At 75.0% G+C, this 15,398-nt stretch carries 13 protein-coding genes and 1 pseudogene; 10 read left to right on the top strand and 4 right to left on the bottom strand.

The window, feature by feature from the left end; translation table 11 throughout:
* Window positions 1–146: 146 nt before the first annotated feature.
* Complete coding sequence (locus PKA89_RS01005) at window positions 147–296, top strand: hypothetical protein (RefSeq protein WP_324415679.1); 150 nt, start codon at window positions 147–149, stop codon at window positions 294–296.
* A 10-nt stretch (window positions 297–306) separates the two neighbouring features.
* Here PKA89_RS01005 and PKA89_RS01000 read toward each other — a convergent pair whose 3' ends face one another.
* Complete coding sequence (locus tag PKA89_RS01000; protein ID WP_324415677.1) at window positions 307–1,071, bottom strand: class I SAM-dependent methyltransferase; 765 nt, start codon at window positions 1,069–1,071, stop codon at window positions 307–309.
* A 163-nt stretch (window positions 1,072–1,234) separates the two neighbouring features.
* Between PKA89_RS01000 and PKA89_RS00995 the strand changes: the two genes are divergently transcribed.
* From PKA89_RS00995 to PKA89_RS00970, 6 genes are all read left to right on the top strand, one after another.
* Window positions 1,235–1,732 carry a hypothetical protein gene (locus PKA89_RS00995; RefSeq protein ID WP_324415675.1) on the top strand — a complete coding sequence of 166 codons (498 nt, stop codon included), beginning with the start codon at window positions 1,235–1,237 and terminating at the stop codon, window positions 1,730–1,732.
* Window positions 1,733–1,837: 105 nt separating this feature from the next.
* Entirely contained in the window at window positions 1,838–3,361 is a 1,524-nt protein-coding gene (locus tag PKA89_RS00990; RefSeq protein WP_324415673.1) for an SPFH domain-containing protein, read from the top strand.
* A gap of 13 nt (window positions 3,362–3,374) precedes the next feature.
* Window positions 3,375–4,088, top strand: coding sequence for a GH25 family lysozyme (locus tag PKA89_RS00985; RefSeq protein ID WP_324415671.1), 714 nt, complete (start codon window positions 3,375–3,377; stop codon window positions 4,086–4,088).
* Between the two features lie 97 nt (window positions 4,089–4,185).
* Window positions 4,186–6,291 carry a hydantoinase/oxoprolinase family protein gene (locus tag PKA89_RS00980; RefSeq protein WP_324415669.1) on the top strand — a complete coding sequence of 702 codons (2,106 nt, stop codon included), beginning with the start codon at window positions 4,186–4,188 and terminating at the stop codon, window positions 6,289–6,291.
* Window positions 6,288–8,252: a hydantoinase B/oxoprolinase family protein gene (locus PKA89_RS00975; protein WP_324415667.1), complete on the top strand. Its 1,965-nt coding sequence runs from the start codon at window positions 6,288–6,290 to the stop codon at window positions 8,250–8,252. Before PKA89_RS00980 ends, PKA89_RS00975 begins: the two co-directional genes overlap by 4 nt.
* 2 nt (window positions 8,253–8,254) lie before the next feature.
* On the top strand, window positions 8,255–9,169 hold the full coding sequence (locus PKA89_RS00970) for an NAD(P)H-binding protein (protein WP_324415665.1): 915 nt from the start codon (window positions 8,255–8,257) through the stop codon (window positions 9,167–9,169).
* Window positions 9,170–9,285: 116 nt separating this feature from the next.
* On the opposite strand, the gene PKA89_RS00965 is transcribed toward PKA89_RS00970, so the two are convergent.
* From PKA89_RS00965 to PKA89_RS00955, 3 genes are read right to left on the bottom strand one after another with little or no spacing between them, the layout of a single operon-like run.
* Window positions 9,286–9,909, bottom strand: coding sequence for a helix-turn-helix domain-containing protein (locus PKA89_RS00965; RefSeq protein WP_324415663.1), 624 nt, complete (start codon window positions 9,907–9,909; stop codon window positions 9,286–9,288).
* The gene (locus PKA89_RS00960; RefSeq protein WP_324415661.1) at window positions 9,906–11,171 is read right to left on the bottom strand and encodes a methyltransferase; all 1,266 of its coding nucleotides are present in this window, start codon (window positions 11,169–11,171) and stop codon (window positions 9,906–9,908) included. The genes PKA89_RS00965 and PKA89_RS00960 overlap by 4 nt, the downstream gene beginning before the upstream one ends.
* A gap of 6 nt (window positions 11,172–11,177) precedes the next feature.
* Complete coding sequence (locus PKA89_RS00955) at window positions 11,178–12,077, bottom strand: hypothetical protein (RefSeq protein ID WP_324415659.1); 900 nt, start codon at window positions 12,075–12,077, stop codon at window positions 11,178–11,180.
* A gap of 168 nt (window positions 12,078–12,245) precedes the next feature.
* Between PKA89_RS00955 and PKA89_RS00950 the strand changes: the two genes are divergently transcribed.
* The 3 genes and pseudogenes from PKA89_RS00950 to PKA89_RS00940 form a co-directional block, all read left to right on the top strand.
* On the top strand, window positions 12,246–13,475 hold the full coding sequence (locus PKA89_RS00950; protein ID WP_324415657.1) for a CoA transferase: 1,230 nt from the start codon (window positions 12,246–12,248) through the stop codon (window positions 13,473–13,475).
* A complete protein-coding gene (locus tag PKA89_RS00945) occupies window positions 13,475–14,992 on the top strand; it encodes a carboxyl transferase domain-containing protein (RefSeq protein ID WP_324415655.1) in 1,518 nt (505 codons plus the stop codon). Before PKA89_RS00950 ends, PKA89_RS00945 begins: the two co-directional genes overlap by 1 nt.
* 152 nt (window positions 14,993–15,144) lie before the next feature.
* A pseudogene (locus tag PKA89_RS00940) lies at window positions 15,145–15,398 on the top strand (carbamate kinase); the annotation flags it as partial.

Raw genomic sequence — 15,398 nt, 5'->3', positions numbered from 1 at the left:
CCGACAGGGGCCGGACGAACCGGATCCGACCCCACCGGCGTGTCGCCGGCCGGAAGGGGTCACACTGCACTGTGACGTCACGACGCCCCGCGGCCCCGACCAGCTACTCCGCACGCAGCCCCTTCCGGGCGGCGGAGGCGGTCCCGGTGGAGGTGTTCGAGGTCGGCGACCGGGTCACCCACGACCGGTTCGGGATGGGCCGGGTCATCGTCCTCGAGTCGGCCGCGGTGCTCGTCGACTTCGGCGCGCAACGGGCGCGGGTCACCAGCCCGTACACGCGGCTCACCAAGCTCTGACCTGTCCGCGTCAGCCGGCGACGCGTCCGGCGGCCCACCGCGCGGTCGAGGTCATCTCGACCGGTCCGGGCCCGAGCCGCCGTTCCAGCTCGGCCCGCAGCTCCTCGCGCCGCACCTCGCCGAGCCGCTCGACGTAGGCGCCGGCCGGCCCGATGCCCTCGAGGAACGGGTCCCAGTACTCGGCGAACGTGGCGAAGCGCATCGGCACCTCGAGCACACCACCGCCGACGTCGGCGACGCCCCCGCGCGTGAGCAGGGCCTCCAGACCGCCGCTGCCCGCCGGCCGGTCGAGGGCCTGGTCCTCGGCACCGGGCCACAGGGCGGCCGCCGCGTCCCAGAAGGCCCGCAGCATCGCCATCCCGCTCGCGTAGTCCCACACGGCGGCCCCGACGACCCCGCCCGGCCGGGTGACCCGCACCATCTCGGCCACCCCGGCCTCGGGGTCGGGGACGAAGTTGAGCACGAGCAGGGCGAGCGCGACGTCGACCTCGTCGTCGTCCAGGGGCAGTGCCTCCGCCGTGCCCGGGAGCACCCGCACCGCGTCGCCCAGCCGCTCGCGGGCCGCCGCGACGAACGGCGGCGCGGGGTCGACCGCCGTCACCCGGCAGTCCGGGGCCCGGCGCAGCAGCTCGGCGGTGAGGTTGCCGGTCCCGCACCCGACGTCGCACGCCGAGGAGGGCGCGGGCACCGGAGCGACCGCGTCGAGGAAGGAGGGCGCGAGTGCCGTGCTCCACCGGCCCATGAACCGCTCGTAGGCGGCCGCGTCACCGAACACCGGCCCAGCGTGGCACCGGCCGGGCCCGCGCGCCAGACCCGCCGGGCCCGGTTTCCGCCGACGGCCGACGGGCCCGTGGTCCGAGCCGATACGCTCGCCGACGAGGGCGCCCGCGCAGGAGGCGCTCCCGATCGAGGCCCGGGGGCGGGAAAGGACTTCACCGATGCAGGTCGCGATGCTCGTCATCGGAGGGGTGGGCATCCTCCTGCTCCTCGTCTCGCTGGTCCTCGGCGACCTGCTCGACGGCGTCCTCGACAGCGTCGGACCCGACGCCCTGTCCGGGCTGGCCGTCGCCGGCTTCCTCGCCGCCTTCGGCTTCGTCGGGGCCCTCGTCCTCGACGCCGGCGCCTCGAGTGCGGTCGCCATCCTCGCCGGGCTCGTCGCCGGTGTCGCCGCGGGGGCGGGGGCCGGGTACGCGAGCACGCGCCTCATGCGCGGCGGCGACGAGGCGAACGTCCGCTCGGCCGGCCTGGTCGGCCTGTCCGGCACCGTCATCGAACCGGTCCCCACCGAGGGCTACGGGATGGTCAGCGTGGTCGCCTCCGGGCACATCACGCGGCTCAACGCCCGCGCCGACGAGCCCCTGCCCAGCGGGGCGGCGGTCGTCGTCACCGCGGTCCTCAGCCCGACGTCGGTCAAGGTCGCGCGCAAGCAGGACTGACCCCGACAGCCACCCGCCGCACGGAACCGGGGGACCGTGCGGCGCGTCCATCTCCTCACCCCGTTCACCCTGGGTGCCACCGCGCACCCGGAAAGGTCAGGAACCATGTTCGGCGTCTCGGTCGGCCTCGTCGCCGTCCTCGGGCTCGTGCTCCTCGTCGTCCTCACCGGTCTCGTCATCGCCTCGCGCTACCGCGTCGCCGGACCGAACGAGGCGTTCATCGTCACCGGCCGCAAGGGCAAGGAGGTGAAGAACCCGGAGACCGGCGAGATGTCCACCGACCTCTCCGGCCAGAAGGTCGTCATGGGTGGCGGCGTCTTCGTCGTCCCGTTCGTCCAGCGCCTCCACATCCTCGACCTCTCCAGCCGCCGGATCATGGTGCAGATCCGCGGCGCGGTCTCGGGCCAGGGCGTCAAGCTCAACCTCGACGGCGTCGCCATCGTCAAGGTCGGCGGCAACGAGGACTCCATCCGGGCCGCCGCCCAGCGCTTCCTCACCCAGCAGGGCGAGGTCGAGACCTTCACCCAGGAGACGCTCGCCGGCTCGCTGCGCTCGATCGTCGGCTCGCTGACCGTCGAGCAGATCATCCGCGACCGCGCGGCGTTCGCCCAGCGGGTTGCCGACGAGGCCGAGTCCTCGCTCACCGGCCAGGGCCTGGTCCTCGACACCTTCCAGATCCAGGACATCACCGACGACGGCACCTACCTCTCCGACCTCGGCCGCCCCGAGTCGGCCAAGGTCGGCCAGCTCGCCGCGATCGCCGAGGCCAACGCCCGGCAGGCCGCCGAGCAGGCGCGGATCGTCGCCGAGCAGGAGATCGCGGTCAGCCAGCGCCAGCTCGCGCTGAAGACGGCCGAGATCAAGGCCGAGACCGACGCCGCGCAGGCCCAGGCCGCCGCGGCCGGTCCGCTCGCCCAGGCCGACCGCGACCAGGCGATCCTCACCGAGCAGGAGAAGGTCGCCGTCCGCCAGGCCGCGCTCAAGGAGCGCCAGCTCGACACCGAGGTCCGCAAGCCGGCCGACGCGGCCCGCTACCGCGTCGAGCAGGAGGCCGAGGCCTCGCGCAACGCCGCCATCGCCGAGGCGGAGGCCCGCAAGGCGGCGAGCATCGCCGCGGCCCAGGCGGACGCCGAGAAGGCCCGGCTCACCGGTGAGGCCGAGAAGGCCCGCCGGACGGCGCTGGCCGAGGCCGAGGCCATCGAGGGCTCGCGCCGCGGTGAGGCCGACAAGGCGCTGCGTGTCGCCCAGGCCGAGGCGACCCGGGCCGAGGGTGAGGCGCAGGCGAGCGCCATCCTCGCGACCGGTCAGGCCGAGGCCGAGGCGATGAACAAGCGCGCCGACGCCTTCGCCCGGTACAACGAGGCCGCCGTCCTCCAGATGCTCGTCGAGGTCCTGCCGCAGGTGGCGCGCGAGGTCGCCGCGCCGATGGCGGCCATCGACAAGCTGACCGTCGTCTCCACCGACGGCGCCGCCGCGCTGCCGAAGCAGGTGACGGACAACCTGACCCAGACGATGGCGATGCTGCAGAACACGACGGGCGTCGACCTCCAGGCGCTGCTCCAGCGCTTCACCGGCTCGGCCACCGAGGCGGCGGTCGCTGCCACCCCCGCACCCGACGCGAGGGAGTGACTAGCCTGCACGGATGCTCCGGAGACTCCTGCGACTCGCCGTGGCGGCGGTCGTCGCCGTGCTCCTCGTCCTCGCCCTCGGCTGGGCGGGCCTGCGGTGGGTGCTCCCCCACTACCGGCCCGCCCTCGAGGACGGCGAGCGCTACGGCATCGACGTCTCGGTGCACCAGGGCCGCATCGACTGGCGGGCCGTCGCCGGGGACGGGATCGAGGTCGCCTACCTCAAGGCGTCGGAGGGGTCGACGTTCGTCGACGACCGGTTCGCCGAGAACTGGGAGGCGGCCCGGGAGGCCGGCGTCGGCGTCGGCGCCTACCACTTCTTCACGCTGTGCAAGGAGGGCACCGAGCAGGCCGCCAACCTCCTGGGCCGGCTGCGGGCCGTCGGCGCGGACGCCTCGACCTCGCTCCCGCCGGTGGTCGACCTCGAGCTGAGCGGCAACTGCGCGGCCCGCCCGCCGGCCGAGGTGGTCCAGCGCCGGCTCACCGACTTCGTCTCGACCGTCGAGGCCGGCACCGGCCAGCGGGTCCGGCTCTACGCCCTCGGCGACTTCACCGAGCGCTATCCGCTGCCCACCGCGCTCGAGGACCGCGAGCGCTGGGTGCGGCGGCTCGTCCTGCGCCCGTCCGACGACGGCTGGGCGTGGTGGCAGGTGAGCAGCCGGGCGCGGGTCGCCGGCATCGACGGTCCGGTCGACCTCGACGTCGTCGCGCCGGACCGACGCCCCTGACCGCGCCGCCCCTTGGCGAGGATGGCCGGGGGATGCCCGGTCCGTCGGCAGCATCTGCCAACGCGACAGCCCGGCGGCGCCGGGTTGGATCGTCACCATGACCGACGGGCAGCGCAGGCGCATCCGGGTGGGCATCGACACCGGGGGCACGTTCACCGACGTCGTCGCCGTCGACGAGGACTCGGGCGAGGTCGTGACGACCAAGACCCCGAGCACGCCGGCGAACCCGGCGGACGGGTTCATCGCCGGCATCGAGAAGATCCTCGGGGTGATGGGCGCCTCCGGGCACGACCTCACCGCGGTGTCGCACGGCACGACCGTCGCGACGAACAAGCTGCTCGAGGGCAAGGTCGAGCGGCTCGGGTTCGTGACGACCGAGGGCTACGAGTTCATGCTCGAGATCGCCCGCCAGGCCGTGCCCGACGGGTACGGCAACTCCTACTTCTGGGTCAAGCCGCCGCGCATCGTCCCCGCCGACGCCGTGCGTACCGTGCGCGGGCGCCTCGACGTCACCGGCGCGCAGGTGCGCCCGTTCTCCGAGGAGGACGCCGTCGCCGCCGCGCGCTTCTTCCGCGAGCGCGGCATCACGACGATCGGGGTCTGCTTCCTGCACGCCTACGCGAACGACGAGCACGAGCTCGCGATGCGCGAGGTGCTCCGGCGCGAGCATCCCGACGCGGTCGTCTCCATCAGCAGCGAGGTGCTGCGCGAGTACCGCGAGTACGAGCGGGCGATGACGACGCTCGTCGACGCCGCGGTCAAGCCGAACGTCAGCCGGTACGTGACGAACATCCACGAGCGGCTCGACGGCTTCACCGGCGGGCGACCGGTGCCGTTCTACGTCATGAAGTCCAACGGCGGCGTGCTCTCCGCCGACGAGGTCGTGCACCAGCCGATCACGACGGTGCTGTCCGGCCCGGCGGCCGGGGCGCTCGGGGCGGCCCTCATCGCCGAGAAGGCCGGCTTCGGCAAGGTGCTCACCTGCGACGGAGGGGGAACCTCCACCGACGTCTCGGTCGTCCTCGACGGCGAGCCGACGCTGACCACCGAGGGCTCGGTCGGCGCCTACCCGAGCAAGATTCCCATGATCGACGTCGTCACCGTCGGCGCGGGCGGCGGGTCGGTCGCCTGGGTCTCGCCCGAGGGCACGCTCAAGGTCGGACCGCACTCGGCCGGGGCCGACCCCGGGCCGCTCTGCTACGGGCGCGGCGGGACCGAGCCGACGATCACCGACGCCCACGTCGTCCTCGGCCGGATCCCCCCGCACCTGCTCGGCGGCGAGATCCCGCTCGACGTCGAGGCCGCCCGCTCCGGGCTCGTCGACCTCGCCGGCAAGCTGGGTCTCGACCTGGAGCGTTGTGCGACAGGCGTGCTGGAGATCTCGGCGTGGAACCAGGCGAACGCGCTCCGGCAGGTCTCGGTCAAGCGGGGCCTCGACGTCCGCGACTTCATGCTCACCACCTTCGGCGGCTCGGGCTCGCTGCTCGCCTGCCGCCTCGTCGACGTGCTCGACCTCGCCGGGGCGGTCGTCCCGCAGAACCCCGGCAACCTCAGCGCCTTCGGGCTGCTCACCGTCGACGTCCGCAACGACTACGTGCAGACCCACGTCGCGCGGCACGACGGCCTCGACGTCGGCGCGGTGGCGACGGTGCTCGACCGGCTGACCGCCCGGGGCGCCGCGGCCCTGTCGGCGGAGGGCTTCGCCCCCGAGCAGCACGAGTTCGTCCGCACCGCCGACCTGCGCTACTTCGGGCAGGCCTACGAGGTGCGGGTGCCGGCCGGGGCGGGTGCGGTCGACGCGGCGTGGGCCGAGGAGGTCGCCGCGCGCTTCCACGACGAGCACCGCCAGCTCTACGGCTACGACTTCCGGGACGACCCGACCCAGCACGTCGAGTGGGTCAACCTGCGGGTCACCGGCGTCGGCCCGATCACCCGACCCGAGCTGCAGCCGCTCCCCGAGCGCGAGGGTCCCGTCGGTGGCGGCCTGCCGGGGCAGCGGTCGGTGCGCCCGGTGTGCTTCGACCCGGACGCCGGCTACGTCGACACGCCGGTCCTCTGGCGTCCGGACCTGCGCGCCGGTGACACCTTCTCGGGCCCGGCGGTCGTCGAGGAGTTCGGCTCGACCGTTCCCGTCCACCCCGGCTTCGCGGTCCGCGTCGACGCCTGGGGCAACCTCGTCCTCACCAAGGAGACGACCCGATGACCGTCGACGTCGAGACCTACCTCGCCACCCCACCGGTCAACCCGGCCGGGCTGCCGACGACGTACGAGCACGGCGGCAGGCTCACCGCGCCGGGCAGCGCCGTCGACCCGATCCTCGTCGAGATCGTCCAGGGCACCCTGGCCAGCGTCGAGATGGAGGTCGAGACGGCCATCGCGCGCACCTCGCGTTCGCCGATGATCCGCGACGCCCACGACTTCCGGGCCGGCATCCACGACCGGCAGCTGCGCAAGCTGACCGGCCGCTCGTACTCGGCGCTGGTGCACCCGGTCGTGCGCGACTTCCCGCTCGCCGAGATGCACGAGGGCGACGTCTTCTTCCACAACGACGTCTACGAGTCCGAGGGCGGCATCGGCCACCTGCCCGACCTCTGCGTCACGGTGCCGGTCTTCCACGAGGGCGAGGTCGTCGCGTTCGTCCAGGCCTTCGGGCACCACGATGACATCGGCGGCGCCTGCCCGGGGTCAATGCCCAGCGGCGCGCAGAGCGTCTTCGAGGAGGGGCTGTCCGTCCCGCCGATCAAGCTGTGGGACAGCGGCGTCCCGAACCGCGCGGCCCTGCGGATCATGACCCGCAACAGCCGGATGCCGGACAGCCTGGCCGCCGACCTCGACGCCGAGTGCTCCGCCTGCCTCATGGGGGCCCGGCGGCTCGGCGAGCTGTTCGCCCGCTACGGCCGCGACACGGTCGAGGCGGCCTTCGACGCCATCCTCGACGCGACCACCGAGACCTACCGGCGCGAGGTCCTCGACAAGATCCCCGACGGCACGTACGTCTGGGAGGACTACGCCGAGCACGACGGCGTCGACGAGCCGATGCTGCACACCCAGCGGATCACGTTGACCAAGACCTCGACCGGGGGCCCCGGCCCCGGCGACGGCGGGCCGCGGCTGGTCATCGACTTCACCGGCACGAGCGCGCAGGCCAAGGGTCCCATCAACCACTGCGGCGACTACGTCGGCGGCAACTTCCTCAAGAAGTGGCTCGCCCCGATCCTGCGCAACCTCGCCGACACCCCCGAGCGGATGGCCGAGCTCGACGTCAACGAGGGCGTCGTGCCGCTCATCGAGATGCGGTTCCCGGAGAAGGGGACCCTGCTGACGCCGGTGTACCCCGCGCCGACGAACGCGCGCACCTTCGTCATCCTGCGGCTGCTCGGCGTGCTCGCCGGTGTCGTCGCGAAGGCGGTCGACGGCCGGATGCCCGCCGACCAGGAGACGATCCGTTACACGGGCGTCTACGGCAAGGACCGCGACGGCAACGACTACCTCATGCGCGAGGTGCTCGGCGGCGGTTCCGGAGGGCGCTACTACGCCGACGGCGAGGACACCATCCACGTCGTCCCGGACTCGCGGAACCTGCCGACCGAGTTCACCGAGAGCCGTTTTCCCTTCCGGGTCGAACGCCTCGGCCTCGCCGTCGACTCCGGAGGGGCCGGGCGGTACCGCGGCGGCCTGGGCTACGAGAAGCACATCCGGATGCTCGAGGACGCGCACTTCATGTCCATCGCCGACCGCTCGATCCTCGCCTGCTGGGGCGTCAAGGGCGGGCGGGCCGGCCGGCCGTTCGAGGTGACCATCGACCTCGGCGGGCCGGACGAACGCACCGTCGACGCCCTCGCCGACCCCGAGCCGGTGCGCGCCGGGCAGGTCATCCGGATCCGGACGACCGGTGGCGGTGGCTGGGGCGACCCCCTCGAGCGGCCGTACGACGAGGTGGAGCGCGACCTGCGCTGGGGCAAGGTGTCGTTCGAGGGGGCGCGAGCCGACTACGGCGTCGTCGCCTCCGGGACGAGGGACGAGCCCGTCGTCGACGTCGAGGCCTCCGACGCGCTGCGCGCCGAGCTGCGCTCGGCCCGGGGCGAGCAGCCCTTCTTCGACCGGGGCCCCGGGTACGCGCGCCTCGCCGGCGGCAGTGCCGCGGCCGACGTCGACTGGCTCTGACGGTGCCGACGGGACCGACGGGCGGACCGGTCCTCGTCGTCGGGGCCGCCGGCAAGACCGGCCGGGCCGTCACGGCGGCGCTGCGCGCCCGCGGGGTCCCGGTCCGTGCGGCGATCCGGCCCGGGCGCGTGGCGTCGGCCCCGGCCGGCACCGACGCGGTGCCCGTCGACCTCGCCACCGGGGCGGGCCTCGAGGCCGCCCTCGACGGCTGTCGTGCCGCGTACCACCTCGCCCCGAACGTGCACCCGGACGAGGTCGGGATGGCGCGCCGGGTCGCCGCTGCCGCCCGGGTGACCGGGCTCCCGCACCTCGTCTTCCACTCGGTCCTCCACCCCGACGACCCCCGGATGCCGCACCATCTCCGCAAGGCCGAGGCCGAGCGCATCCTGCGCGGGCTACACCGCAGTACCTGCCGTGATCACGACGAGTACTGCGGCGTAGCCGGCGACGTGGGGCGAGCGCTGGGGGTCGTGGTGCTGCGCCCGGCCGCGTACCACGAGAACCTGCTGGCCCAGGTGCTCGACGGCGAGGTCGTGCTGCCCTACTCGGACGGGTCGCCCTTCTCGACGGTGGCCCTCGGGGACGTCGCCGAGGCGGCCGCGACCGTGCTGCTCGACCCGGGCCACGGCGGCGAGGTGCTCGACCTCGCCGGCCCGGAGGTCCTCACGACGGCCGCGATGGTCGAGCAGGCGGCCGAGGTCCTCGGCCGGCCGGTCCGCATCGTCCGCACGACCCCCGCCGCGTGGGCGGCCGGGCCCGGGGCGGGCCTCGACCCCGTCCGCCGGGAGGCGCTCCGGGCGATGTTCGCGGCCTACGACGAGGACGGTCTCGTCGGCGACCCGGCCGACCTCGCCGCCCTGCTCGGCCGCTCCCCCACGCCGTGGCGCGACACCGTCGCCACGGCCGCAGCGCGCTGACCGACCCGCCGACCTTCCGGCTCCCGAGGGGAGGCAACACGCAGGGCATCCGGCGTCGCCGTCTGCGTGTTGCCTCCCCTCGGCGACGTCGGGGCCCCTCCCTGTCGTCGCGGCGGTCAGCGGGCGGTGACCCGGGCGATCCGTCGGGCCAGGGCTCGCGGGAAGCGCGCCGCGATGGCGTCGACGATGCGCGGCACCGGCTCGACGGCCCGCAGGGTCGGGCCGAGGGGCGCGCCGGGCAGTGCGTCGACGGTGACCATCCCGATGGTCGACGCGGCGAGGGCGCCGGCCAGCCCGTCGGCGTCGACCGCGCCGTCCAGCCCGTGCGTGCGCACGACGCGGCGCACGGCCTCGGTGACCACCTCGCGCCACGTGCCGAGGCTGTCGGCGAGCGCGGCCGCCATCTCCGGGTCGTGGTGGCTCGCGGCCATGACGTGGACGAGCAGGGCGGCGCTGCCGTCCGCGCGCGAGCGCTCCCCGAGCCGCGAGCCGACGGCGTACAGGTCGGTGAAGGTCGTCGCGGCCGCGAGCTCCGCGGCGTAGTCGTCGACCATCGCGCGGGTCGCGGCGGCGTACGCCGCCCGGAGCAGGCCCTCGACCCCCTCGAAGTGGTAGAAGATCAGCGCCTGGTTGACCCCGGCCTCGGCCCCGATGGCGCGCGCGGTGAGCCCGCGGGCACCGGCGCGCGCGGTGAGCCGGACCGCCGCGTCCATGAGGTCCTGCCGGGTCGTGGTGCTCACGGGGACACCGTACGGGCCGGCCGGGGCAGCTCCCGCGGACCGAGGCCACAGGCGTCGGCGACCGCCTGGACCGCGACGTCGAGGACCGGCAGCCGGACGAGCCAGCCGAGCCAGGCCCACGGCAGGGAGACGCGTTCGAGGCAGCGCGCGAGCGCGGCGACCCCGCGGTCGTCGACGCCCGCAGCCGAGAAGCGCATCCGGTTGAGCTGCACCGGAGCCCGCTCGGCCGCACGCACCTCCACGCCACGGGGCCCGGCGAGCACCACGGCCTGCCCGGTGCTCGCGCACAGTCCGCAGGACTCGGACACCCACAGCACCGCCGGGTCCGCGACGTGCGGACGCCACCGCGGCAGCCAGCCGCGGACCGCGTGCCGGTACGCCCGGTACCCCGCCCACCTCGCCGCGAGCAGCCGCCCCTCGTGCGGCTCGGCCACCGCGACCGAGAACACGGCGGCCACGAGCACGCCGACGAGCAGGGCCGGCGAGCCGGCCGCGAGCGCGAGGAGGAGCAGCAGCGCGACCGTGCCCGCCTGCATCGGGTTGTGGAGGTAGGCGTACGGACCGGTCGCCACGAGCCGTTCCGGCGGGTCCCACGGGAACGGCGTGCCGCGGCCGACCCGGCACAGCTCGGCGACGGCGGCCAGCGGCGGGACGGCGAGGACGACCGCCGCGGCCAGGAGCAGGCCACGGACGACGAAGCCATGGTCGACGACGTCGGCCCACCCGAGCCCGTCGTGGGCCAGCGCGAGGGTCGGTGCCGCCCACCCGAACAGGCCCGCAAAGGTCATCCCCTGGAGCACGACCCGCACGGCGAGCCCGCGGCGCCGCACGGTCAGCCGACCGAGGGCGAGGGCCGGCGCGGCCACGAGGACGAGGAGGACCGCCTCGCCGACCAGCCAGTCCGGGTCGAGCCGCACGAGTGGCGCCAGGTGCGGGACGACGAGCACGTCGGTCCAGAGGAAGCCGCACCACCACAAGCCCGGATGCCCGCCGGCGAGCACCGGCAGCGCACCCCAGGCCAGCGCCCAGCCGAGGCTCGTCTCGAGCGGCAGGCCGAGGACCGTCGTGGGGCCCGGCGCGAACGCCCACCACACCCCGGCGGCCTCGACCGCGAGCATTCCCACCCAGGCGAGCAGCGTCGCGAGGACCGCTCCCGGCACCCGGGCACGGAGCACACCCCGCCGGTGCCCCACCACGACCGCGACCACCACCACGAGCAGCGGCCCCAGGAGGGTGAGGTTGCGCAGGACGGTGGCCGACACGGTCGGTCAGTCCAGCCCGGCGAGGAACGCCTCGGTGCCCGCGTCCATGAACACCGAGGTCAGCGGCCCGAAGTAGAGCGACGGGTCGAGGTGTCGCTCGTACCGGATGCTCATCGTCGCCCGGCACCCGTCGGCCGTGCCGGCCCACGCGAGCCGCCCGGAGCGCACGGTCACCCAGCGCTCGAGGCGGCTGGTGTCGCCGTCGACGACGAAGTCGACCGAGCGCGCCGTGCGGGCCACGACCCGGGTGGTCAGCGTCCCGCCGGCCACGGCGAGGCGCCAGGTGTCGCCCCGCTCGAGCCCGGTCCCGTCCGCGGCCGTCGGCGTGGGGTACGGGAAGAGGTGGAGCAGCCGGCCGCGGTCGACATCCGGGGCGATCCGCGGTCCGCGGTCCAGGGCCGTGACCAGCTCGGCGCAGGTGGGGGCCAGCACCCGAGTGGCGGTGGCCGTCTGGTCGGGATGGACGCGAGCCCCCGGCACGACCCCCTCGAGGGCGACGACCGCGAGGAGGGGCAGCGCGAGCAGCGAGCCACGCTCCCGCTCCCCGTACCGGACCAGGCCGTAGGCGAGGGCAGCCACCCCGTAGACGAGCGGAGCCGCGAGCAGCACGCAGACCGCGGCCTCCTGGAGCAGGGCCGAGGCGAGCAGGAGGACGACGGTCACGACCTGGAAGACCGTGCCCCAGCCCCCGCGTCCGCGGACCAGCCCGACGCCGAGGGCGAGCAGGCACGGCACGCCGACGAAGAGGAGGGCGGAGTCGAGGCGGTCGGTCGCCGCGGTCAGCGCCACCCCCGAGAGCCCGACCAGCCCGACGATGACGCAGAGCAGCAGGACCCGCGACCGCCCGGGCCCCTCGCCGTCGGGTCGGAGGGCGGATGGTGCGCCGGACGCCGGCTCGTCGGTCATGGTTTGAGCATATGCTCAATTTGAGCGAATGCTCAACCCTACGGATCGTGACTGGCAGAAGGTGACAGCGCGGGACCCGACCCACCGGCCCGGGACGACGATGGGCGCCCCCGCGCCGGCGGCTAGGTTGGCGGCGTCCCCCACCCCGAGGCCGAGGAGCACGCCGCCGTGACCGGACCCGCCGGACCGACCGGACCCCTGGACGGCATCACCGTCGTCGACCTCTCGCGCGCCCTCGCCGGCCCGCACGCCGCGATGCTGCTCGGGGACATGGGCGCGCGCGTGGTCAAGGTCGAGTCCCCGACCGGCGACGACACCCGGGGCTGGGGGCCGCCGTTCGTCGGCCCCGAGGACGACCCGGTCTCCACGTACTACCTCTCGTGCAACCGGAACAAGGAGTCGATCGTCCTCGACCTCAAGTCCGACGACGGCCGCGCGACCCTGACCCGGCTCGTCCGGCACGCCGACGTCCTCGTCGAGAACTTCCGGCCCGGGGTCCTGGACCGGCTCGGGTTCGACGTCGAGCGGCTGCACGACCTCAACCCCGGCCTCGTCGTCCTCTCGATCAGCGGCTTCGGCCACGACGGCCCCGAGGGCGGCCGGCCGGGCTACGACCAGATCGCCCAGGGTGAGGCGGGCCTCATGTCGGTCACCGGACCGGGGCCGGAGGAGCCGCAGCGCGTCGGGGTGCCCATCGGGGACCTGCTCGCCGGGCTGCACGGCGCGTTCGGTGTCGCGGCGGCGCTGCGCGAGCGCGAGCTGACCGGACGCGGACGGGTCGTGCGCACCTCGCTGCTCGCCTCGGTCGTCGGCGTCCACGCCTTCCAGGGCACCGCGTACACGGTCGCCGGGCAGGTCGGCCGGGCGCAGGGCAACCACCACCCCTCGCTGGCCCCCTACGGCCTCTTCCACGCCAGCGACGGCCCGGTGCAGGTGGCCGTCGGGTCCCAGGGCCTCTGGGTGCGCTTCGCCGAGGCCTTCGGCATCGACCCCGACGACCCGCTGCTCGCGACGAACGCGCTGCGCGTCGGCAACCGGGCGCACCTCGTCGAGGTCATCGACGCCGCGTTCGGGTCGTGGGCCGCCGAGGACCTCCTCGCGCGGCTGGCCGAGCTCGGCATCCCGGCCGGCAAGGTGCGCAGCATCGACGAGGTCTACGACTGGGACCAGACCCGGTCGCAGGGGCTCGTCATCGGCGTCGACCACCCGGTCCTCGGCCGCATCGAGCTTCCGGGTCCCCCGATCCGGTTCGACGACAACGCCTTCGGTGGCGGACGCTCGACGCACCTCCCGCCCCCGGGCCTCGGCGAGCACGGTGCCGCCATCCGCGCCTGGCTCGACTCCGCCGACGTCGACGAGTCGGCCGGCACGGCGCAGCAGGCCGACGGCGGCGCCTGATGGGCGACGCGCAGCGACCGACCGCGCCGACCCGGCCGCACCGGCCCGGCGCCCACGAGCTGCTCGCCGCCGTCCTCGACGAGGGCAGCTTCCGTTCGTGGGACACCGCACCCCTCACGGTCGCCGAGGCCGGCAGCGACTACGCGCGCGAGCTCGAGGCCGCCGCCGAGCGGGCCGGCACCGACGAGGCGATCGTCACCGGCGAGGGCAGCATCCGTGGCCACCGGGTGGCGGTGGTCGTCGGCGAGTTCCGCTTCCTCGCCGGTTCGATCGGCCGGGCCGCCGCCGAACGGGTCACCGCGGCGTTCGAGCGGGCGACGGCCGAGCGCATCCCCCTCTTCGCCGCCCCGGCGTCCGGCGGCACGCGGATGCAGGAGGGCACCCCGGCGTTCGTCACGATGGTCAAGATCTCCGGCGCGGTCGCGGCGTTCAAGGCGGCGCGGCTGCCCTACATCACCTACCTGCGCCACCCGACGACCGGCGGGGTCCTCGCGTCGTGGGGCTCGCTCGGGCACGTGACGGTCGCCGAGCCGGGGGCGACGATCGGCTTCCTCGGCGCCCGGGTGTACGAGGCGCTCTACGGCGAGCCGTTCCCCGAGGGCGTCCAGGTCGCCGAGAACCTCTACGCGCACGGACTGCTCGACGCCGTGCTGCCGGTCGAGGCGCTCCCCGACATCGCCGGCCGGTTCCTCGCCATCCTCGCCGCGCCCCGCGTGCTGACCCCGGTGCCCGACGTGCCGAAGGAGCCCCTGGCCGACGTCCCCGCGTGGGAGTCGGTGACCCGCTCGCGGCGTCCCGAGCGCCCCGGGGTGCGCACCCTGCTCAAGCTCGGCGCCTCCGACGTGCTGCCCCTCTTCGGCACCGGCTCCGGCGAGTGGGACCGCAGCCTCTTCCTCGCCCTCGCCCGGTTCGACGGCGCGACCTGCGTCGTCCTCGGACAGGACCGGCGGGCCGAGGCGCTCGAGGCGCCGCTCGGCCCGTCCGGGCTGCGGGTCGCGCGGCGCGGGATGCGGCTCGCGACCGAGCTCGGGCTGCCGCTCGTCAGCCTCATCGACACCTCCGGTGCGGCCCTGTCGAAGGAGGCCGAGGAGGGCGGGATGGCCGGCGAGATCGCCCGGAGCATCGCCGAGCTCGTCACCCTGCCGGTGCCGACCGTGTGCGTCCTGCTCGGCCAGGGCACCGGGGGCGGGGCGCTCGCGCTGATGCCGGCCGACCGCGTCCTCGCCGCCCAGCACTCGTGGCTCTCGCCGCTCCCGCCCGAGGGCGCCTCGGCCATCCTCCACCGCACGACCGACCGGGCGGCCGAGCTCGCCGACCAGCAGCGGGTGCGCTCGCTCGACCTGCTGCGCGCCGGCATCGTCGACCGGGTCGTCGCCGAGCACCCCGACGCCGCCGACGAGCCGGAGGCGTTCTGCCGCCGGCTGGCCCAGGCGGTGCGGCACGAGCTGGCCGAGCTGGCGGCCCTCGACCGGACGACGCGGCTCACCGCCCGGCACGACCGCTGGCGCGCCCTCTGACCGACGGCCCGTCCGGTGCGCCCGCCTGCCCAAGCCGGCGACCCCCCTTGGGCAGAACCTGACAACGCGACGCCGCACCCGGCGTCCCTAGGGTCGAAGCCCGGGCACCCCGCCCGGGACGAGTGCGGATCGAGTGCGGAACGAGGTGAGCGATGCGGGTCCTGCTGGCCCTCGGCGGCAACGCGATGACCGGGCCCGACGGCAGCGCCACCCCCGGTGCGCAGATCGAGGCGGTCACCGGCGCGATGGAGGCCGCCGCGCGGCTCGTCGCCGCCGGCCACCAGCTCGTCGTCACGCACGGCAACGGGCCGCAGGTGGGCAACCTCCTCGTGAAGAACGAGCTCGCCGCGCACGTCGTCCCGCCCGTACCGCTCGACTGGTGCGGCGCCCAGACCCAGGGGACGCT

It is taken from the genome of Phycicoccus sp., assembly GCF_035325325.1.
GTDB lineage: Bacteria > Actinomycetota > Actinomycetes > Actinomycetales > Dermatophilaceae > Phycicoccus.
This window is presented reverse-complemented; position numbering and strand designations above follow the sequence as displayed.

Excerpts from the sequence above, each read along its gene's own strand:
- PKA89_RS00995 (WP_324415675.1), top strand. The coding sequence starts at position 1,235 with ATGCAGGTCGCGATGCTCGTCATCGGAGGGGTGGGCATCCTCCTGCTC.
- PKA89_RS00990 (WP_324415673.1), top strand. The coding sequence starts at position 1,838 with ATGTTCGGCGTCTCGGTCGGCCTCGTCGCCGTCCTCGGGCTCGTGCTC.
- PKA89_RS00985 (WP_324415671.1), top strand. The coding sequence starts at position 3,375 with ATGCTCCGGAGACTCCTGCGACTCGCCGTGGCGGCGGTCGTCGCCGTG.
- PKA89_RS00980 (WP_324415669.1), top strand. The coding sequence starts at position 4,186 with ATGACCGACGGGCAGCGCAGGCGCATCCGGGTGGGCATCGACACCGGG.
- PKA89_RS00975 (WP_324415667.1), top strand. The coding sequence starts at position 6,288 with ATGACCGTCGACGTCGAGACCTACCTCGCCACCCCACCGGTCAACCCG.
- PKA89_RS00955 (WP_324415659.1), bottom strand. The coding sequence starts at position 12,077 with ATGACCGACGAGCCGGCGTCCGGCGCACCATCCGCCCTCCGACCCGAC.
- PKA89_RS00945 (WP_324415655.1), top strand. The coding sequence starts at position 13,475 with ATGGGCGACGCGCAGCGACCGACCGCGCCGACCCGGCCGCACCGGCCC.